17 protein-coding genes and 1 riboswitch are annotated in these 18,645 nt (G+C 50.2%); of the genes, 14 read left to right on the top strand and 3 right to left on the bottom strand.

All coding sequences use genetic code 11. From position 1 onward, the window contains the following. Positions 1-64: 64 nt before the first annotated feature. Both Q0G26_RS04315 and Q0G26_RS04310 read right to left on the bottom strand, forming a co-directional pair. Entirely contained in the window at positions 65-718 is a 654-nt protein-coding gene (locus Q0G26_RS04315) for an RluA family pseudouridine synthase (RefSeq protein ID WP_293828896.1), read from the bottom strand. Beyond that, entirely contained in the window at positions 718-915 is a 198-nt protein-coding gene (locus tag Q0G26_RS04310; RefSeq protein WP_021719681.1) for a DUF896 domain-containing protein, read from the bottom strand. Before Q0G26_RS04310 ends, Q0G26_RS04315 begins: the two co-directional genes overlap by 1 nt. A 198-nt stretch (positions 916-1,113) precedes the next feature. On the opposite strand from Q0G26_RS04310, the gene Q0G26_RS04305 reads away from it, so the two are divergent. From Q0G26_RS04305 to Q0G26_RS04280, 6 genes are all read left to right on the top strand, one after another. After that, positions 1,114-2,064, top strand: coding sequence for an ABC transporter substrate-binding protein (locus Q0G26_RS04305; protein ID WP_293828895.1), 951 nt, complete (start codon positions 1,114-1,116; stop codon positions 2,062-2,064). Continuing rightward, positions 2,054-3,076: an iron ABC transporter permease gene (locus Q0G26_RS04300; RefSeq protein ID WP_293828894.1), complete on the top strand. Its 1,023-nt coding sequence runs from the start codon at positions 2,054-2,056 to the stop codon at positions 3,074-3,076. The genes Q0G26_RS04305 and Q0G26_RS04300 overlap by 11 nt, the downstream gene beginning before the upstream one ends. Beyond that, complete coding sequence (locus Q0G26_RS04295; protein WP_293828893.1) at positions 3,076-3,885, top strand: ABC transporter ATP-binding protein; 810 nt, start codon at positions 3,076-3,078, stop codon at positions 3,883-3,885. The genes Q0G26_RS04300 and Q0G26_RS04295 overlap by 1 nt, the downstream gene beginning before the upstream one ends. 308 nt (positions 3,886-4,193) lie before the next feature. Beyond that, positions 4,194-4,352: riboswitch (cobalamin riboswitch) on the top strand. 198 nt (positions 4,353-4,550) lie between these two features. Continuing rightward, positions 4,551-5,507, top strand: a complete 957-nt coding sequence (locus Q0G26_RS04290; protein WP_293828892.1) for a TIM barrel protein — start codon at positions 4,551-4,553, stop codon at positions 5,505-5,507. A 168-nt stretch (positions 5,508-5,675) separates the two neighbouring features. After that, the gene (priA, locus tag Q0G26_RS04285; RefSeq protein WP_293828891.1) at positions 5,676-7,952 is read left to right on the top strand and encodes a primosomal protein N'; all 2,277 of its coding nucleotides are present in this window, start codon (positions 5,676-5,678) and stop codon (positions 7,950-7,952) included. Between the two features lie 127 nt (positions 7,953-8,079). After that, positions 8,080-9,114 (top strand): 3-deoxy-7-phosphoheptulonate synthase, encoded by a 1,035-nt coding sequence (locus Q0G26_RS04280; RefSeq protein WP_009145209.1) that lies wholly within the window; start codon positions 8,080-8,082, stop codon positions 9,112-9,114. Positions 9,115-9,212: 98 nt separating this feature from the next. Here Q0G26_RS04280 and Q0G26_RS04275 read toward each other — a convergent pair whose 3' ends face one another. Further along, entirely contained in the window at positions 9,213-9,623 is a 411-nt protein-coding gene (locus tag Q0G26_RS04275; protein ID WP_293812156.1) for an amino acid-binding protein, read from the bottom strand. 389 nt (positions 9,624-10,012) lie between these two features. Here Q0G26_RS04275 and Q0G26_RS04270 point away from each other — a divergent pair, with 389 nt between their 5' ends. The 8 genes from Q0G26_RS04270 (at position 10,013) to pknB (ending at position 18,645) form a co-directional block, all read left to right on the top strand. Further along, positions 10,013-11,050, top strand: a complete 1,038-nt coding sequence (locus Q0G26_RS04270) for a substrate-binding domain-containing protein (RefSeq protein ID WP_293828890.1) — start codon at positions 10,013-10,015, stop codon at positions 11,048-11,050. Positions 11,051-11,219: 169 nt separating this feature from the next. Next, complete coding sequence (def, locus tag Q0G26_RS04265; RefSeq protein ID WP_293828889.1) at positions 11,220-11,702, top strand: peptide deformylase; 483 nt, start codon at positions 11,220-11,222, stop codon at positions 11,700-11,702. 51 nt (positions 11,703-11,753) lie between these two features. Continuing rightward, the gene (gene fmt / locus Q0G26_RS04260) at positions 11,754-12,692 is read left to right on the top strand and encodes a methionyl-tRNA formyltransferase (protein WP_293828888.1); all 939 of its coding nucleotides are present in this window, start codon (positions 11,754-11,756) and stop codon (positions 12,690-12,692) included. Positions 12,693-12,724: 32 nt separating this feature from the next. After that, positions 12,725-13,540, top strand: a complete 816-nt coding sequence (locus Q0G26_RS04255) for a DUF116 domain-containing protein (protein WP_210684574.1) — start codon at positions 12,725-12,727, stop codon at positions 13,538-13,540. Beyond that, on the top strand, positions 13,509-14,876 hold the full coding sequence (gene rsmB / locus Q0G26_RS04250; RefSeq protein ID WP_293828887.1) for a 16S rRNA (cytosine(967)-C(5))-methyltransferase RsmB: 1,368 nt from the start codon (positions 13,509-13,511) through the stop codon (positions 14,874-14,876). The genes Q0G26_RS04255 and rsmB overlap by 32 nt, the downstream gene beginning before the upstream one ends. A 10-nt stretch (positions 14,877-14,886) precedes the next feature. After that, positions 14,887-15,942, top strand: a complete 1,056-nt coding sequence (rlmN, locus tag Q0G26_RS04245; RefSeq protein ID WP_276633476.1) for a 23S rRNA (adenine(2503)-C(2))-methyltransferase RlmN — start codon at positions 14,887-14,889, stop codon at positions 15,940-15,942. Further along, a complete protein-coding gene (locus Q0G26_RS04240; protein WP_293828886.1) occupies positions 15,942-16,688 on the top strand; it encodes a Stp1/IreP family PP2C-type Ser/Thr phosphatase in 747 nt (248 codons plus the stop codon). Before rlmN ends, Q0G26_RS04240 begins: the two co-directional genes overlap by 1 nt. Beyond that, on the top strand, positions 16,681-18,645 hold the full coding sequence (pknB, locus tag Q0G26_RS04235; protein WP_293828885.1) for a Stk1 family PASTA domain-containing Ser/Thr kinase: 1,965 nt from the start codon (positions 16,681-16,683) through the stop codon (positions 18,643-18,645). The genes Q0G26_RS04240 and pknB overlap by 8 nt, the downstream gene beginning before the upstream one ends.

The following is an 18,645-nucleotide window of genomic DNA, read 5'->3' as shown; positions in this document are numbered from 1 at the left end:
GGGTAGCATTACAGCTACTCTGTCTTTACATTAGTATACACTAATTATATCATGGTCTGCTTATTTAGTACAGAAGTTTCTGTAAATCCTCCGGCAAAGCGCGGGTAACTTCTAAAAACACATCGCTTACGGGATGCTTGAAGGCGAGGCGGTAGGCATGCAGCGCATGGCGCGCCTGCGGGCCGGGAGTGCCGTAAAGATTGTCGTTTACGAGCGGATGGCCGATGGAAGCAAGATGGACGCGTATTTGATGCGTGCGTCCGGTGAAAAGACGAACCTTGAGCAACGTATGATTGCTGTAAGACGCTAAAACCTCATAGGCTGTTTTGGCGTATTTGCCGCGCGTGTAGTCAACGCAGCGTTCGATAATACTGCCTTCCTTGCGGGCGATGGGCGCTTCGATAATACCTTCGCTGTTTTCAAAGCGTCCGCAGGCCAGCGCCAGATATTCCTTTTCAACCTGCTGCTGGCTCAGCCAGTGCTGTACAACAGGCTCCTTGGCAAAAATAACGAGGCCGGAGGTGTTGCGGTCCAGACGCGACACGGGATGAATACCGGCATCAATGCCGTTGGCTTCATAATATGCCTTTACATAATCGTAGAGCGTTGTACCTCGCTCGCTGACGGTGGGGTGTACCAGCATGCCTGCAGGCTTGTCGATAATCAGCAGAAAATCGTCCTCGTAGGCCACCATGGATGGCGACAGGATAGCAGCCATCAGTGCAACTGTTTTTTGTCCGGTAGCTCGTCTACTACCTCGATGTTATCGAGCTGAGCCTTCAGCTGGCTGCGGATGTTGGCCAGATATTCCTTGTACAGCTCCTTTTGCTCTGCCAGCTCCTCCGGGGTAAGACCGGATGTTTTCTTCTTTTTGGCTAATGCATTTATGCGGTTAATCATTGCATTGATTTCCATAATATTTTTACTCCTTTGTTATAACAAGCTTATTATTTTATTATACTATTATGAGCGCTTCTTAGCAACTTTCATTGACTACACTTCTGATTTGTGCTATTATGAGGGCGATATTATTAAGCTTTTTTTATCAGAGAGTTATATATATTGCCAAAGCTTGGGGCTTGGGCAATGTAAGTTGAGTATGAGGTGATTAACATGTTCTTGAAAAAAATTGCTTGTGGTCTATTATGTGCGGCTATGCTGGTTGCTGCCGGTTGCGGCGGTGTAGGAACGCAGACAGGCGGTGACAAGGCCTATCTGCAGCTTACCGATGCTGCCGGCAGACAGGTTTCGCTTGCCAAAAAGCCTGAAAGAGTTGTAAGCCTAAGTCCTTCTTATTTGAGTATGATTGAGGCTGTCGGCGGTACTGTAGTCGGTCGCGCCAGCTCTAAGGTAGGCAAGATTCCTGAATCTATGAAGTCTGTGCCGGAGGTAGGCATGGTCTACAATATTAATATGGAAGCACTTGTCGGCCTGAAGCCTGATCTGGTTCTGGCCAGCAAAAATCAGCATGATAAGTTTATTCCGATGCTGCAATCCAATAAAATCAACGTTGTGGAGTTTGATACCCAAACCTTTGAGGATGTAAAGGGTGCAATCAAAACTCTGGGTGATATTTATGGTACACAGGATAAGGCACAAAAGGAAAATGAGCTGCTGGATAAACAGGTTGCCGCTGTTACCAGTAAGCTGCCAAAAGAAAAGAAGCGTGTTGTTATTATGCATGCAACCGCCAGCTCCGTTACGGTAGAAGGCTCGCACAGCATTGCCGGCTGTGTAAGTGATATCCTGGGCTTTGAAAACGTTGCAGCTGCTGCGCTCAAGGGAAAATCCAATAAAACTCCTTACAGCATGGAAACACTGGTTGAGCAGAACCCGGAAATTATCTTCATTACCTCTATGGGCAAGCCTGAGGAAATTGAAAACCGTCTGCGTACCGACTTTAAAAATAACCCCGCATGGAACAGTCTGCCGGCTGTAAAAGCAGGCAGAGTCTATGTGTTGCCGGAAAAACTGTTCTTGATTAACCCCGGCCTGCGCTATCCGGAGGCTGTAAAGTTTATGGCACAGCAGGTTTATCCGGAGGTCTTTACTAATGGAAAATAAGCAGTCTGTAGAACAGACGGAGCATTTTGGCATCGGCCGTACCAAATGGCGTATTGCTATTCTTTTGTTGTTCCTGTTTTTAGCAGTGCTGGGCAGCTTTTTGAGCTTAACAAAAGGCTCCAGTATTATAAGCATCAAGGAGATTACCGATATTCTGCTTAATCCCGGTGATGATCCGCGCAGTCAGATTATCTGGAACATCCGCATGCCGCGCACTATCGTTGGTGCCTTGGTTGGCATCAACCTGTCTCTTTCCGGTGCTATTCTGCAGGCGATTATGCGTAATCCGCTGGCGGATCCGCATATTATCGGCATCAGCTCCGGCGCCGGTCTGGCTGGTGTTGTGATTATGATTTTATTCCCGGCGATGGAATACCTGATTACGCCGGTTGCCTTCATCGGTGCGATGCTGGCTGCCGTCTGCATTTATATTCTGGCATGGAAAAACGGCATTAAGCCGGTGCGTATTATTCTGGCCGGTGTTGCTGTATCTGCCTTTTTGAGCGCAGGTATCAGCGGTCTGATGATTTTCTACAGTGATAGAGTGCATGGCGCTTTGATGTGGATGGTAGGCGGTCTTGCTGCCCGCAGCTGGCCACATGTAAATATTATTCTGCCGTATGCTGTTATCGGTCTGATTCTGGCGCTTGCCAGCGCCGCTTATCTGAACATCCTGCAGCTGGGTGATGAGATGGCGCGCGGGCTTGGCGTCAATGTTGAGGTGACACGCATTATTCTTACGGCTATTGCGGCTCTGCTCGCAGCCAGCGCTGTCAGCGTTGTCGGCCTGCTGGGCTTTGTCGGCCTTGTTGTGCCACATGCGGCGCGACTATTGATAGGCAGCGACTACCGCTTTCTGCTGCCTGCTTCCGCACTTTTGGGCATTGCCATTGTTACGCTCAGTGATACCTTTGCGCGTGTAATTTTTGCGCCGATTGAACTGCCTGTTGGTATTATTATGGCCTTTTTGGGCGCGCCCTTCTTCTTATTCCTGTTAAGGAGGGAAATCTGATGACACAAAATAATGCAGCGCCCTTTAAAGCTGTTTTAGAGGCAACGCATATTGATATAGCAATTAACAAAAAAACAATCATCCATGATTTGTCGCTGGCAATTCCTGAGGGCAAGATTACTGCTATCATCGGTCCCAACGGTTGCGGTAAAAGTACAACACTGAAGGCGATTGCCCGCATTCTTCCATGTGCCAAGGGCAGCATCAGCTTCCTGGGCAAGGATATCCACAGCCTGTCGCACCGCGAGTTTGCCCGCTGCCTGGCGATTTTGACGCAGTCACCTGTTGCGCCTACCGATTTGACGGTGCAGGATTTGGTTGAAATGGGACGCTTTCCGCATCGCAGCTTTTTAGGCCGCGGTGATAAGGACGATGCACAGCATGTAGCCTGGGCCTTGGAGCAGACCAATATGACGTCGATGAGCCACCGCCTTCTGCACACGCTGAGCGGCGGCGAGCGTCAGCGCGCCTGGATAGCGATGGCGTTGGCACAAAGACCGCAGGTGCTGCTGCTCGATGAGCCTACGACCTATCTTGATATCTGTCACCAGCTGGAGGTTATGCAGCTGCTTGATAAGCTCAATAGGGAGCTGGGATTGACGGTTGTTATGGTTATCCATGATTTGAACCATGCTATTCAGTACGCTGATTATGTTGCCGTTATCAAGGCAGGACGCTTAGTAGTCAGCGGTGAGCCTAAGGAAATTGTTACGTCCAAGCTGTTGGCGGACGTGTTCCGCGTGCAGGCGGATGAGTTTGCGTGTAGTAATGGGCTTCCCGCCCTCGTTCCTATTACAGTCTGTCGCTAAAACTTCGTCTGCGTCATGGCGGCTCCTAGGAGTACGAGTATGTACGCCGTCGTCGCCGCCATTTAGCATCCAAAGCTTTATCGCCAGCCTGTTTTATTAAAACTGTCGCTAAAGTCTCGTCTGCGTCATGGCATATATTTAAACCTAAACTCCTGAAAGCATCGTACTTTCGGGAGTTTATTATTCTGCAGTATAGATACGGAAAATTTTTCATATCTCTCTTGCCAAAATTTTTTATTGATGATATACTAATTATACTGTAAATAGTAGAGATTACTATTACACAGCTTTCAATAGATAAAGAAAGCAAGACAATAAAAACTTAATATGCTTTGAGCAGAAGGGAAACCAGTGTGAATCTGGTACTGTACCGCAACTGTAATGTGAGCTTGGCAGCGCATATCTTCACGAGATGCTGTCTGGCGATGAACTTAGTCAGAGTGCCTGTGCTCAAAAGTTTTTCCGCGAGCTTGCGATGTACAGGTGAAAGGAAGGATGGTAAAACCATCTTTAGTATTCGACTAGTGCTGCTTGCGTGAGCTATATTAAGACTGCAGCGTTGTCGCCGCAGTTTTTTTGTGAAAAAAGAGTTTCAAGCTATTTGCCGGTAGCACAGTTAGAGCAAACGCTAAGAGCGTGCAGTATGAAGCAAAGAAGGGTGAGAAATGACGAAGCATCTAATTAATTATTGTCCTATTGATTGGTATGAAGATGAGCTGAAGCGCAAAGGAATGACCTTGGCTGATTTAGTACAGCAGCTGGGTGTTGACGGTATTGAACAGTTTGTTTACAGGGAGCCTGGAGCATTCCCCGATTATAAGGATTTAACCTTTGGCGCACATTTGAATTATTGGCCGTACTGGATGGATTTCTGGCTGCGAAAGGCTAAGCGTCTGCAGCAGCAATTCCGTAGCATCCATGAACGTCAGACGTATTTTAAGGCAGCTATGAGCTGTGATGAATGGCTGGCTGTTATCCGCCGTAATATCTGTGCTGCGATTTCGCAGAAGCCGGAATATCTGGTGTGGCATGTGGCGGAGGCTGATACCGAAACAATCTTTACCTTTGATTTCCGTTACGATGACCGCGAGGTATTGGCTGCTTCGGCAGATGTTTTTAATGCTGTGGCGGATGAGATTCCTGCCAACGTTACGGTGCTGTTTGAAAATTTGTGGTGGCCCGGTCTGCGCCTGACGGATGCGCGCAAGGTGAAGTTTTTCTTTGAGCGTATTGAGCGCAAAAACGTCGGCATTATGCTGGATACCGGTCACTTGATGAATACGAATCCGCGTCTACGCACGGAGGCGGAGGCAGCGGATTTTGTCTGCCGCACTGTGGACAAGCTCGGTCCTTATGCTGAACTGATTAAGGGCGTGCATCTTTCCTGCTCGCTTTCCGGTAAGTATCTGCGCAGCTTTGAGCGCAAGGTGCCGGCTAATTCAAGTGCGGAAGCTATTTGGCGTCATATTGCGGCGATTGACCTGCATAAGCCGTTTACTACAACGGCAGCAAAGCAGATTCTGCAGTGTGTTCAGCCGCAGTATGTAAATCATGAGCTGGCATACGAAACTATAGAGGAAATGATTCCGCTGATGCAGCAGCAGCTGTCTGTTGCAAGATAAGTATATATATAATTTTCGGCAGCGTCCCGATGGCAATCGGGGCGCTGTTGTTTGCTTGTAGGCAGCGTTTTGCTTCCTCTGGACTTGCTCATATGGTAGCTTTGACAATTTATCTTCTTCATAATTTATGCTATAATAAACTACAAGTATGTTTGCAGGAGGTTGACCATGTTTGCTGTTAATGTTGCGATAAATTTACCGGTGAAAAATCTATTCCGTCAGTTTACCTACAGTGTGCCGGAAGCGCTGCAGTTTATTGACAGCGGCTGGCGTGTTGTCGTTCCCTTCAGTGGGCAGAAGGTGGAAGGCTTTGTGGTGGAACGTGTGCCATTGCCTAGTGATGAAGTGCTTAGAAGTAAGCTGAAGCCTGTAGAGGCAGCCTTGGGCGATACTCCCTGGTTTGATAAGGAAATGCTGGCTACTGCCAAATGGATGGCAGATTATTATATGTGTTCGCTGGCAGAGGCGATGCGCCTTTTTGTGCCAGGGAAATCGAGCATTAAGCGGCGTGCTGTGCGTGACGCGCAGGGACGTTTGCTTTATTATGTTTATAATGAGCGCTTGCAGGAAAAAACTGTGTTGGCTTATCGTATCAATGCCGCAGGCAGACAGGCGCTGGCTGAAGGAACACTGTCTAAACGCGCTAAAGGGCAGCATGCTGCGTTGGGCGTACTGGCGCAGGCAGCAGGAGCGCTGAGTGTAAGCGAGCTGGTGCAGCAGGGTGTGAGCGCCGCGGTGGCGCGTGCATTAGCACAGAACGGTTTGGCGGAAGCAGTGCAGAAGCGTGTGCTGCGCAATAGCTATAATACAGAGCAGGAGCGTGGCGAAAGCCTGCAGCTGACGGCGGAGCAGCAGGATGCCGCAGTAAAGATTAATCAGGCGATAGATGCACAGCGCTCGCAGTCTTTCTTGCTGCAGGGTATTACGGGCAGCGGCAAGACAGAGGTTTACCTGCGTGCAGCGGCTCATGCTGTGGATGCAGGCTGGCAGGTACTGATGCTGGTACCGGAAATTGCGCTCACAGCGCAGCTGGTGAAGCGCTTTCAGGCGTGGTTCGGCAGTGAGATTGCCGTGGCGCACAGTAAGCTGTCGCAGAACGAAAGAGGCGACGTGTGGTACCGCATGCGTACAGGCAAGGCAAGAGTGCTGATTGGTGTGCGCAGTGCCGTGTTCGCTCCGTTTGAAAAGCTGGGCCTGGTGATTGTCGACGAGGAACACGAGGGAAGCTACAAGGAGGAGGATCACCGTCCACATTACATTGCGCGTGATGTTGCCCGCACCCGCTGCCGCCTGACCGGCGCAGCTTTGGTGCTTGGCAGTGCTACGCCGGATTTGTGTACGTATTACAAGGCGCTGCAGGGCGAATGTACGCATTTGCATCTTACGTCCCGTCCGAACGGCGCTGCTTTGCCTAAGGTTGAAATCGTGGATATGCGTAAGGAGCTTGAGGCACGCAATTTCAGTGTGCTGTCGCGTGCGTTGCAGCAGGCGCTGGTGATGACGGCGGCGGCGGGGGAGCAGGCAATCGTCCTCTTGAACCGCCGTGGTTATTCTACCTTTGTAATGTGCCGTGACTGCGGCCAGACGATTACCTGTCCGCATTGCGCTGTGGCGATGGTTTACCACAAGAAGAACGAGGATTTGCGTTGCCATTATTGCGGTAACACAATGCCGCTGCCACAGGAGTGCCCGAACTGCCACAGCCGCCGCATCAAATATTTCGGCAGCGGTACGCAGAAGGCCGAAGAGCAGCTGCAGCAGCTGCCGGAGGTGCGCGTGCTGCGCATGGATCAGGATTCGACTGTGGCGAAGTTTGCGCATGCCGATATTTTGCGGCGCTTTGCCGATGGTGCGGCCAACGTTTTGATTGGCACCCAAATGGTAGCGAAGGGACACGATATTCCCAACGTAACGCTGGTAGGCGTGCTGGCGGCGGACAGTACGCTGCATCTGCCGGATTACAGAGCGTCGGAGCGCGCCTTTTCGCTGCTGACGCAGGCAGCGGGGCGTGCGGGACGCGGTGACAGGCCGGGACATGTAATCTTCCAGACCTATGATCCGGATAACCCGATTCTGCAGCTGGCAGTGACGCAGGATTACGACACTTTTGCCAAGCGCGAGCTGCAGGAGCGTCAGAACTATTTTTATCCGCCGTTTGCCCAGATGCTTAAGCTGCAGGTGGTGGACAAGGATGAGGGCGCAGGCCTGGCGCTGGCGCAGCAGGTAGTCTTTTATCTGCAGAGCCTGAAGCTGCAGGGCAAGCTGGAGGATTTGCTGATTTCGGGGCCGTTCCCATCATTGGTGGCAAAGGCCTATGATTTGTACCGCTTCAATGTGCTGCTGAAGGCGCAGGACCTGAAGGAAACTAAGGAAGCATTGTTGAACAGTGAATTCAAGGAAAAGCCTAATCTTTACTTTAATGTTGATCCTGTAAGTGTAATTTAACGTGGTAAATGATTGTATAAAAACAGAGTTTGTGTTACAATATAGAAGATTTAACACTGCTAATACCGGTAGAATGTTGCAAAAAATCTGCCGGTGTCAGCAAATTGATTAATGGGAGTAATTGTTTATGAGCATGCAGATGGAATTTATCAAGGTGCTGCCTTCACCGCAGGCCTTAATGGAGGATTATCCGGTAAGTAAGGCTTCTAAGCTGCTGAAGCTGCAGCGTGACGAGGCTATAAAGAATATTTTTACAGGCAAGGATGACCGCTTTTTGCTGGTTATCGGTCCCTGCTCCAGCGATAACGAGGACGCTGTGCTGGACTATGTTTATCGTCTGGCCAAGCTGCAGGAAAAGGTGCAGGACAAAATTTTTATCGTACCGCGTCTGTACACCAACAAGCCGCGTACTATCGGCGTAGGCTATAAGGGTATGCTGCACCAGCCTTCTCCCGAGGGTGAAGAGGATATGCTGGGCGGTATTATCGCTATCCGCAAAATGAACGTGCGCGTGGTAGAAGAAACCGGTCTGACCGGTGCGGAGGAAATTCTCTATCCTGAGGTTTTCCGCTATCTGTCCGATTTGCTGAGCTATGCCGCAGTCGGCGCACGCTCCAGCGAGGACCAGCTCCACCGTATGATTGCCAGCGGCGTAGGCATTCCCGTTGGCATGAAGAATCCTACCAGCGGCGATTTGTCCGTTATGCTCAACAGTGTGGCGGCGGCGCAGCATGAGCAGGAATTTTTGTTCCGTGGCTGGGAGGTACGCACTAAGGGCAATCCGCTGGCGCATTCTATTTTGCGCGGTTATGTTGACCCCATCGGCAACAGCTTCCCCAACTACCATTATGAGGTGCTGAAAATCGTTATTGATATGTACGCAGAACGGCAGCTGCAGAATCCGGCAATTATTGTGGATACCAACCACGCCAACTCCGGCAAAAAATATCTGGAGCAAATCCGCATCGCCAAGGATATCGTGCATTCCCGTAAGCTGAACGCGGACATCAACAGAATCGTCAAGGGCCTGATGATTGAAAGCTATATCGAGGACGGTGCTCAGGGCGTGCATGACGGCGTTTACGGCAAATCTATTACCGACCCCTGCCTGGGTTGGGAAAAAACGGAAAGATTGCTGCTTGACCTGGCGGAAGAATTGTAAACTGATAAGTATGAGCTGCTGCAGCGAAGGCTGCGGCAGCTTTTTGCATGCAAAAAGACCGCCTGCTTCAGCGGGCGGCCTCTAAATTTTCTCAGCTATTAAAATGTTTCCAGCAGCTTGTAGCCACGACCGATGAGGAAGGTGGCAGTTTCCGGCTCGTTGGTTTTGAAAACTACTACCGGCTTAACATTGTCGCGGTTAAAGGAAATGTACAGGTAGGAAATATCAATGTTGGCACCGTGGATAGCGGAAAGAATTCCGTCCAGATAACCCGGAGTATCGTTCATCTCTACGGCAATAACCTTGTCCTGACGGCATTGGTAGCCTTCTGCCTTCAGCACATCGATAGCAGTTTCTGCCTTGTCTACAATCAGGCGCACAATGCCGAATTCCGCACTGTCGTTGGCCAGCATGGTGTAAATATTGATGTTGGCTTTAGCAAGAATGGTAGTGATTTTGAACAAACCACCCTCGTTGTTTTCGGTGAATAAAGAAACCTGGTTAAGCATATGTAAAAATCCTCCCTAAATTATCATAAAGCGGGCTGTACTGTTGTCAGTTTTTGCTTGCTTAATAAAAGATTATAGCACAAATTTTGGGTAGAAGAAAGAGGCTTTTGTAAAGTTATCTTTATCTGGAGCAAGCTATTGTGAAGTGAAAGAGGACAAAAATAATATTTAGCTTTGATTTGAACGCAGAAAAACAGCCGTGGTTTGTGATAAATATAATGCTTGCTGAGCCCTATGCTCTTTAATATTTACGTGGATATTGAGTTTGAATCAAAACAAACAAAGATTGCAAATTGCTTGCTTTTTCGTATGAAGGTGTTATAATACTATTAACAACATATGAGCAAACTTTGAAATGATGCTCATGTAAATAAGCGGAGGTTGATAGTATGAGTATGAAGAAATTATTAGCAGTTTTATTCTCGGCTTTACTGCTTGTAGGTGTTGCAGGCTGCGGCGGCAATGACGCGCAGCAGGGCGCGGTGACACAAAAGGTTATGAACGCCAAAACTAAGCAGGATTTTGAGCCTGTGACGGAAATCAAGGAAGGACGCAAAAACGTTTATGCCGTACTTAAGGTTATGAAGGGTAACTACTGGGAAGAGGTTATCCGCGGCATTAAAGACGGAGCAGCTAAGGCTGACGTTAACGTTTATGTCGGCGGCGTTATGAAAGACGGCGACTGGGAGCTGCAGCGCGATATGGTCAAAGAGCTTCCGGGCAAAAAAGCGGACGCAGTAATACTTGCTCCGGCGGACAGCTCCAATATGACGGCAAGTGCGAAAACTCTGCGCGAGCAGAAGCTGCCTGTATTTTTGGTTGATACCGCATTGAGCAGCAATGATTACGATGCAGCTTTCCTCACCAACAACCTGGAGGCCGGTGCCGAGGTTTGCCAGCAGATGGTAGAGCAGATGAAGGCTAACGGTGTGAAGGAATCCGAGGAAGCAACAGTTCTGGTGCATGTCAGCACTTTGGCCAGCACTACGATTGCCGACCGTCTGAACAGCGTTATGGCAAACTGGGGTAAATTTGCTCCTGCAAGCTGGAAAATAGAACATGATTATATTATTAACTACGGTGATGACGCAGGCGCTGCTAAGCTGGTTGCCGAAAAAATTAAAAACACTCATAATGTTAAGGGCATTATCGCCTGCAACAACGGTTCCACCAATGCAACCGTTGATGCTGTAATGGCTGCAGGCCGCAAGGATATTGCCGTTACCGGCTTTGACCTTGGTAAAAAAACTTTACTGGGCTTGGAGGACAAGAACTATAGTATCGCCGTTGCCGTACAGAATCAGTACAAAATGGGTTACGAGGCTGTGATGGCTGCCGCTGCTGCAGCAAAAGATGGCAGCAAGCCTGCACAGAAGCTGGTAAATACCGGTATCCGTATGGTAGATAAAAACAATTATAAAAAATAAATAACAAAAAAGCTTAAGAGCCTTCTGCTTCTGACGGGAAATCCGCCTTATGCAGAAGGCTTTTGCTGTTTGGGCATAAATATATGAGGAAGCCTGCACAGAGAATTTGTTTTTTTCTGTAGTAATGTGTTATAATGAACTATTGGAATAGCTACAAGGAGGAACAAAAATGGCTAAGTTAAAAATAGTGATTGCCGGCGCGCCGGTGCTGCGAGAGGTGGCTCAACCGGTAGAGCGTATAGATAAAAAATTGCAGCGTCTGCTGCGTGATATGGCAGAAACGATGTATGCGGCTGACGGCGTAGGCCTGGCAGCACCGCAGGTGGGTGTAAGCAAGCGCGTAGTAGTTATTGACGTAGGCGAAGGCTTGTACGAGCTGATTAACCCTGAAATCGTTAAGCGTGAGGGCAAGGTTATGGGCAGCGAGGGCTGTCTTTCCGTGCCTGATTATGAGGGCGAGGTAGAGCGCTCTGAATATGTGGAATGCGAATTCACCGACAAGACCGGTCAACGCATGCTGCTTTCTGCAAGCGGCCTTTTGGCTATCTGCATTCAGCATGAGCTGGATCATCTGGACGGTATTCTTTTCATCGACAAGGCTAAAACCATTTCGCCTAAGCAGAAGGAAAATCCCGAGGATGCTGTAAGATAAATCCTGAGCGGGATACGAAAGAAAGATAGAAAGATATACGGAGGAAAACAAATGCGTATAGTATTTATGGGAACACCGGATTTCGCAGTCGGCAGCCTGCAGGCGCTGTGCGAAAGCGGCAAGCATGAAATTCTGGCAGTAGTAACTCAGCCGGACCGTCCGAAGGGACGCGGCAACAAGCTGCTGCAGACACCTGTTAAGGAATATGCGCTGGCGCAGGGCCTGACTGTTTACCAGCCGCAAAAGGTAAAAACCCCGGAATTTGTTGAGCTGCTGCACGAGCTGCAGCCGGAGTTGATTGTAGTAGCTGCCTTCGGTCAGTTCTTGAGCAAGGAAATTCTGGAGCTGCCGAAATATGGCTGCATTAACGTACACGCTTCGCTGCTGCCGAAGTATCGCGGTGCGGCGCCGATTCAGTACGCCATCATCAAGGGCGAAAAGGAATCGGGCGTAACGATTATGCAGATGGATATCGGCATGGATACCGGCGCAATGCTGGATAAGGTAGTAGTGCCTATTGCTGAAAATACTACGATGGGCGAGCTGCATGATGCTCTGCGTGAGCAGGGTGCAGCACTGCTGCTGCAGGTTATCGACAAAATTGCTGCAGGTACTGCCGTGGCAGAGCCGCAGGATAACGAGCAGGCTACCTATGCAACACTTCTCGACCGCAGCATGGAGCATATTGACTGGAGCAAAACGGCGCAGGAGGTACACAACCTCATTCGTGGCTTTAATCCTGCACCCAGCACCTTTACCAAGCTGCCGAACGGCAAGAGCCTTAAAATATGGGGCAGCAAAATGACTGACAAAAACAGCGCTGCTGCTGCTGCCGGTACCGTTATCGAAACTGGCAAGCACAGCTTCTTTGTTGCTTGCGGTGAGGGCGTACTGGAAATCACCGAGGTACAGCCCGAATCCAAAAAACGTATGCCGGCGCAGGTTTTCCTGAACGGCCGCGGCGTACAGGAGGGCGACCTGCTTGCCTGAAGCAGGCTGTAAATTGAAGGAGTAATCTTTTAATGAACGAAGATAGTGTATTTAAGCCCAAAAAACGTATATTTATGGCCCTGACCTCCATCAGCGCCGTGTTAGGTGCGTTGATGTTTTATGTGGTCTGGAAGGTAACCTTTCCGGGGCTTTATGAAATCAGCCGCTTTCTGCCGATAATTTTCGGCTTTTTCGGCGTACTTATTGTGCTGGCGATGCTCAGCGGCGTGCTGGGAATCGTCATGGCGCTGTTGGGAATACCGGTGCTTAAGATTTTGTATTTTTGGGCGTGGAAGGCGATTAATATTCTCTTCCCCTTTGCGGTAGTACTGGGACGCTTGTTCAACATTCCCCGTGACCGCATTGAGCAGTCCTTTATCGAGGTCAGCAACAATCTGGTGCTGCAGCATAAGGTGAAGGTGCCTGCCAACCGAATTATGATTTTAACACCGCATTGTATCCAGCTTGATACCTGCGTACATAAGATAACCCGTAACGTAGAGAACTGCCGTCAGTGCGGACGTTGCAGCGTAGGTGCTATGCTGGGGCTGGCGCACAAGTACGGTTGCCATTTTGCTGTGGCCACCGGTGGTACGCTGGCAAGGCAGATGGTGAAGCAGGCACGGCCGAAGGCTATTGTGGCCGTGGCCTGCGAGCGTGACCTGACCAGTGGCATTCAGGATGTATTTCCGTTGCCGGTGCTGGGCGTTTTGAACGAGCGACCCTTTGGTCCCTGCTTTAATACACGGGTAGATATCAATAAGCTGGAAGCAGCAATTTTAGCATTTATGGAAGATGATGAGGAAGAAACAAAGCATGCGGAAGGAACAAAAAGCAAATTATCCTGAGAGTGCCCGCGGAGCAGCGGCGCTTTTGGTGCGTATGGTGCTGGAGGACGGCGCTTATACGAATATCGCGCTGAACCAGTATCTGCGCGGCAGCAGACTGAGCGACCTTGACAGAAGGCTGGCAACGGAGCTGGTATACGGCACGGTAAAGGCCAGCGGTACGCTTGACTGGTATCTGGCGCAGTGCGTCAGCCGTCCGTTGGATAAGGTGGCCGGTGATATTCTGGCGATACTGCGCATCAGCACCTACCAGCTGCTGTATATGACGCGCATTCCTGCGTCTGCGGCAGTAAACGAGGCGGTGAAGCTGGCACGCTCGGTGAGCCATGAAGGCAGCGCCAAGTTTGTAAACGGCGTTCTGCGCGGTCTGCTGCGTAAGCAGGAGGCAGGCGCTTTCGTCCTGCCTGATGCCGAAAAGCAGGATGCCGATTATCTGTCGCTGCAGTATTACCATCCGCGTTGGCTGGTGAAGCGCTGGCTGGGACCGTGGGGCCGTGGCGGTACCGAACGCCTGCTGGCGTTTGACAATACAGCTGCGCCGGTGTGCCTGCGTGTCAATACGCTGGTGACTACACGCGACAAGCTTTTGGCGGATTTGACGGAAATGGGTGCGCAGGTGCGTGCTTCCGCATGGAGTCCCTACGGCATTGTGGCAGAGCATCTGCCGTCGCTGCATACACTTTTGGCAGCACTGCCACAGCATTTTTATATTCAGGACGAAAGCTCTATGCTGGTAGCGCCGGTGCTGGCGCCGCAGCCCGGAATGCGCGTGCTGGATATGTGCAGCGCTCCCGGCGGCAAGGCAACGCATGTAGCACAGCTTATGCAGGATAAGGGCGAGGTTATCGCCTGCGACATCCATGAGCACAAGCTGGAGCTGATTGCCGAAAACGCTGCCCGTCTGGGTATGAAGAGCGTCAAAGCGCTGCAGAACGATGCTCTACAACTGCGCAGCGAATGGCTGGGCGCGTTTGACAGAGTTTTGGTTGACGCACCCTGCTCCGGTCTGGGTGTGCTGCGCCGCCGTGCGGAAGCACGCTGGCGCAAGCAGCGCAAGGATCTGAAGCTGTTCCCGCCGCTGCAGCTGGCAATTTTAAAGAATGCCGCACAATACGTGAAGGATGGCGGTACCATGGTTTACAGCACCTGCACGATTGAGCAGAGCGAAAACCATTACCTGGTGGAAGAGTTTTTAACGCAGCATCCTGAATGGCAGCGCGTGGAATTTACGCATCCGCTGACGGGTGAGCAGGTACAGGAGCTGCAGCTGCTGCCGCAGAATGACGGCATCGACGGCTTTTATATCTGTAAGCTGATGAAAAAGCAGGACAAATAGAGGTAAGAGAATGCAAGATATTTTTGCTTTACCAATAGAAGAATTACAAGATTTATTTGTGGCAGCAGGACTGAAAAAGTTCCGTGCCAAGCAGGTGTTTCAATGGCTGTACCAAAAGTCGGTCTTTGATTTTGCAGCGATGCACAACCTGAGCAAGGCCGATATTGCCGTACTGCAGGAAAAGTTCACTGTGCTGCCGCACAGCTTGGAAATTTTGCGTGAGCAGAATTCCTCTGACGGCATGACGAGCAAGCTGCTTTTGGGCTTGCCGGATGGCAATTCGGTAGAAACGGTTCTGATGCACCATGATTACGGCTACAGCGTGTGTGTTTCCAGCCAGGTCGGCTGCGATATGCACTGCGCCTTTTGTGCCAGCGGTCTGAAGGGCGCTGTACGTAACCTGACGGCGGCAGAAATCGTAGCGCAGGTTTACCTGTTCAACGAGCGCCTGCGTGAGCAGGGCGCGATGGTGAGCAGAGTGGTGGTTATGGGCAGCGGTGAGCCGATGCTGAACTTTGACAGCGTTTTGCAGGCGCTAGATTTTCTGCATCGCGAGGACACCTGCAACATGAGCTACCGCAATATGACGCTTTCCACCTGCGGCATCATTCCGGGCATTAAGCGTCTGGAGGAGCAGGGCAAGCCGATTAATCTGGCAATTTCGCTGCATGCAGTCAAAAACGAGCTGCGTACAGCACTGATGCCTGTCAACAAAGGTTATCCCTTTGTAGATGTGCTGACTGCTGCCGAAAGCTACAGTAAAGCCAGCGGCAGGCAGATAACTTATGAATATATTCTTTTGAAGGGGAAAAATGACAGTCCGCAGGACGCGGAGCTTTTAAGCAATTACCTGCGCTATAAGCAGGCATCTGTTAATCTGATACCGGCTAACCCGGTACCGGAGCAGGGCTTTGAGCGTCCGTCCAAGGCGGCAGTAGAACGCTTTTTGCGCATCCTGCAGAAAAACAGGATTAACGCTACCGTTCGTAAGGAGATGGGCAAGGATATTGATGCAGCCTGCGGTCAGCTGCGGGCCAAATTTGCCAAAGAACAGGAGCAAAAATAATGCAGGCAATCAGCAGAACCCATGTGGGCTTGGTCAGAGAAAATAATGAAGATGCGCTACTGGTACGCGAGCCGTATCTTTTTGCCGTTGCCGACGGTATGGGTGGCTATGCGGCAGGTGAAATCGCCAGCAGGTCTACTATCAAAGCCTTTGAGGCTGCAACACACAGCCTGCGCCATGAGCAGGAGGAACAGAATATCCGTAAGGTTATGCTGGAGGCCTTTGATAAGGCCAATACACATGTCTTTAAAATGGCAGTAAGCAATGAAAGCTATTCCGGTATGGGAACAACGATGACGGCGCTTTATCTGCCGGGGGATGGGCACGGCTACTGCTGCCATGTAGGCGACAGCAGACTGTATCTGTTCCGCGACGGCCAGCTGGAGCAGCTGACACATGACCATACTCTGGTAGCCGATTTGCTGGAGCAGGGAAAAATTACGGAGGAGGAAGCCTTTGTACATCCGCAGCGCCATATTTTGCTGCAAGCCCTGGGTGTAGAGGAAACAGTGAAGGCCGACTTCTTCAGCTTCAGCCTGCAGGACGGTGACAGACTGCTGCTGTGCAGTGATGGCCTGTCAGATATGCTGCGTGCTGCTGAAATCAGTCAGCTCATAGGCTGCAGTGATTTGGAGCAGGCGGCAGATAAGCTGCTGGAGCAAAGCCTGGACAATGGCGGACGGGATAACGTGTCCCTGATTCTGCTTGACTTAACTACGCAGGAGGAGGAAAGCTGTAATGGATAAAAATGGCAAGACCATCTTGAACGGACGCTATGAGATTATTCGTCCGATTGGCTATGGCGGTATGGCCGAAGTCTTTTTGGCCCACGACCAGCTTTTGGACCGTAATGTGGCTGTAAAAATGCTGCGCGACCAGTTTCTGGAGGATAACGAGCTGTTGGAGCAGTTCCGCAGAGAAGCAAAATCTGCAGCCCGTCTGGTGCATCCTTACATCATCAACATTTATGATGTTGTGTCGGAAGGCAGCAATCAGTATATAGTTATGGAATATGTTGACGGTGTGACTCTTAAGGAGTATATGCAGGAGCATAAGCTGAGCCTGAACACTGTGCTGGAAATTGCTGTGCGCCTTGCAGATGCACTGCAGCATGCACATAGCCATAATATTATCCACTGTGATATCAAGCCGCAGAATATTCTCATTGATAAAAATATGAATCCGAAAATTGCTGATTTCGGTATTGCCAAAATGGTCACGAACCAGACAATGGTTTATTCCAAATCGGTGATGGGTTCAGTGCATTATATTTCACCGGAACAGGCCTGTGGTGGTAAGATTACTGCCAGCAGTGATGTTTATTCTCTGGGCATTGTGCTTTTTGAAATGCTTACGGGTGAGGTTCCCTACGTTGGTACAACGGCTGTTTCTGTTGCAATGATGCATGTAGAAAAACCAGTGCCGCAGCTCAAGGATTACATGGAAAACGTTCCTGAGGGCATGCAGGAGATTATGAACAAGGCGCTGGCGAAGCGTTGTGAGGACAGATATGCCAACGCCGGTCAGCTCAGACGCGACCTGATGAACCTAAAGATGAAGCTGTTCCCATTCAGCAGCGAGGACTATCATCAGGAGCTGGGCGCTGTGAAGCCTAACGGCAATGTTGTTGATAACAGTGATGACGGCGCTACTGTGATTATGAAGCCGGTGCGCAGTGAGCTGCCTCCGAAGCAGGCAACTCCGCCTGTGGTACAGGAGCCGGATACAATTCAGGAGAAGCACGAAGCAATGCCTTCCGAAAAAGCAGGGGATGAGAAACAAGTGGCAAAGAAAAAGCTTAATTATACCAAACTGATAATAATGATTACTGCTGCGGTAGTAGCAATTTCGCTGGTAGCACACTTTATCTTCAACCGTAATCTGGCGGAGATTGAGGTGCCTAATGTTACCAATATGACGGTAGTAGAAGCACAGAAGCTGCTGGAGGAAAAGCAGTTTAAGGTAGAGCTGGAGGAAAAATACGGCGATCCTGACAAGTTTAAGCCCGGTACGGTTATGGAGCAGTCTCCGAAGGCCGGTGAAAAACGTAAGCAGGGTAGTCTTATTATCCTGACCATTTGTAAGGGTGCGGAGCTGAAGGCTGTGCCTGATGTAACAGGCATGTCGCTGTCGAAGGCGGAGCAGCAGCTGGCGGATGCAGGCTTTAAGGTCGGCAAGGTGACGCGCAAGCACGTGGACGGTGAGAAAATCGGCGCCGTTCTCAGCCAGTCACCCAAGGGCCTGGATAAGGCTCCTAAGGGAACAGGTATTGATCTTGTGATTAACGAAGGCGATAAGGCAGTACCGAATATTATCGGTAAATCTGTTGACGAAGCCAAGGGCATGCTGGAGCAGGCAGGCCTGAAGCTGGGCGAAATCAAAAAGGTTCAGGATGGCAGCGCCAAGAAAAATGTTGTTCTGGCCTGCAACCCGGGTGTAGGCAGTAACCTTAACGATGGCGCTGCTGTAGCGATTACTGTGGCTGCCGGTGGCGATAAGAAGAGCGCCTATGTTGACTTTGTCGTGCCGAGCGGTAAGCCTGCTAATGTGCGTATTGTGCTGATTGATGATAATGGCACAGCAACGCTGTACAGTGGTACACAAAATGGCAGCGTGCGTCTGCGTCAGAAGGTAGAATACGCAGGCAATGCTAGAGTGCAGTTCTTCTGCGACGGCAAGCTTATTTCTGAAAGGAATCTGTAA

Source organism: uncultured Phascolarctobacterium sp. (assembly GCF_934190775.1).
GTDB lineage: Bacteria > Bacillota > Negativicutes > Acidaminococcales > Acidaminococcaceae > Phascolarctobacterium_A.
The sequence above is the reverse complement of the archived record's forward strand: the minus strand, read 5'-3'. Positions and strand labels throughout refer to the sequence as shown.

Bases quoted from the DNA above. Each gene is read 5' to 3' on its own strand.
- Q0G26_RS04270 (WP_293828890.1), top strand. From the start codon at position 10,013: ATGAGTATGAAGAAATTATTAGCAGTTTTATTCTCGGCTTTACTGCTT.
- fmt (WP_293828888.1), top strand. From the start codon at position 11,754: ATGCGTATAGTATTTATGGGAACACCGGATTTCGCAGTCGGCAGCCTG.
- Q0G26_RS04300 (WP_293828894.1), top strand. From the start codon at position 2,054: ATGGAAAATAAGCAGTCTGTAGAACAGACGGAGCATTTTGGCATCGGC.
- Q0G26_RS04315 (WP_293828896.1), bottom strand. From the start codon at position 718: ATGGCTGCTATCCTGTCGCCATCCATGGTGGCCTACGAGGACGATTTT.
- Q0G26_RS04280 (WP_009145209.1), top strand. From the start codon at position 8,080: ATGAGCATGCAGATGGAATTTATCAAGGTGCTGCCTTCACCGCAGGCC.
- Q0G26_RS04255 (WP_210684574.1), top strand. From the start codon at position 12,725: ATGAACGAAGATAGTGTATTTAAGCCCAAAAAACGTATATTTATGGCC.
- def (WP_293828889.1), top strand. From the start codon at position 11,220: ATGGCTAAGTTAAAAATAGTGATTGCCGGCGCGCCGGTGCTGCGAGAG.
- Q0G26_RS04305 (WP_293828895.1), top strand. From the start codon at position 1,114: ATGTTCTTGAAAAAAATTGCTTGTGGTCTATTATGTGCGGCTATGCTG.
- rlmN (WP_276633476.1), top strand. From the start codon at position 14,887: ATGCAAGATATTTTTGCTTTACCAATAGAAGAATTACAAGATTTATTT.
- Q0G26_RS04310 (WP_021719681.1), bottom strand. From the start codon at position 915: ATGGAAATCAATGCAATGATTAACCGCATAAATGCATTAGCCAAAAAG.
- Q0G26_RS04295 (WP_293828893.1), top strand. From the start codon at position 3,076: ATGACACAAAATAATGCAGCGCCCTTTAAAGCTGTTTTAGAGGCAACG.
- priA (WP_293828891.1), top strand. From the start codon at position 5,676: ATGTTTGCTGTTAATGTTGCGATAAATTTACCGGTGAAAAATCTATTC.
- Q0G26_RS04275 (WP_293812156.1), bottom strand. From the start codon at position 9,623: ATGCTTAACCAGGTTTCTTTATTCACCGAAAACAACGAGGGTGGTTTG.
- rsmB (WP_293828887.1), top strand. From the start codon at position 13,509: ATGCGGAAGGAACAAAAAGCAAATTATCCTGAGAGTGCCCGCGGAGCA.
- Q0G26_RS04240 (WP_293828886.1), top strand. From the start codon at position 15,942: ATGCAGGCAATCAGCAGAACCCATGTGGGCTTGGTCAGAGAAAATAAT.
- Q0G26_RS04290 (WP_293828892.1), top strand. From the start codon at position 4,551: ATGACGAAGCATCTAATTAATTATTGTCCTATTGATTGGTATGAAGAT.
- pknB (WP_293828885.1), top strand. From the start codon at position 16,681: ATGGATAAAAATGGCAAGACCATCTTGAACGGACGCTATGAGATTATT.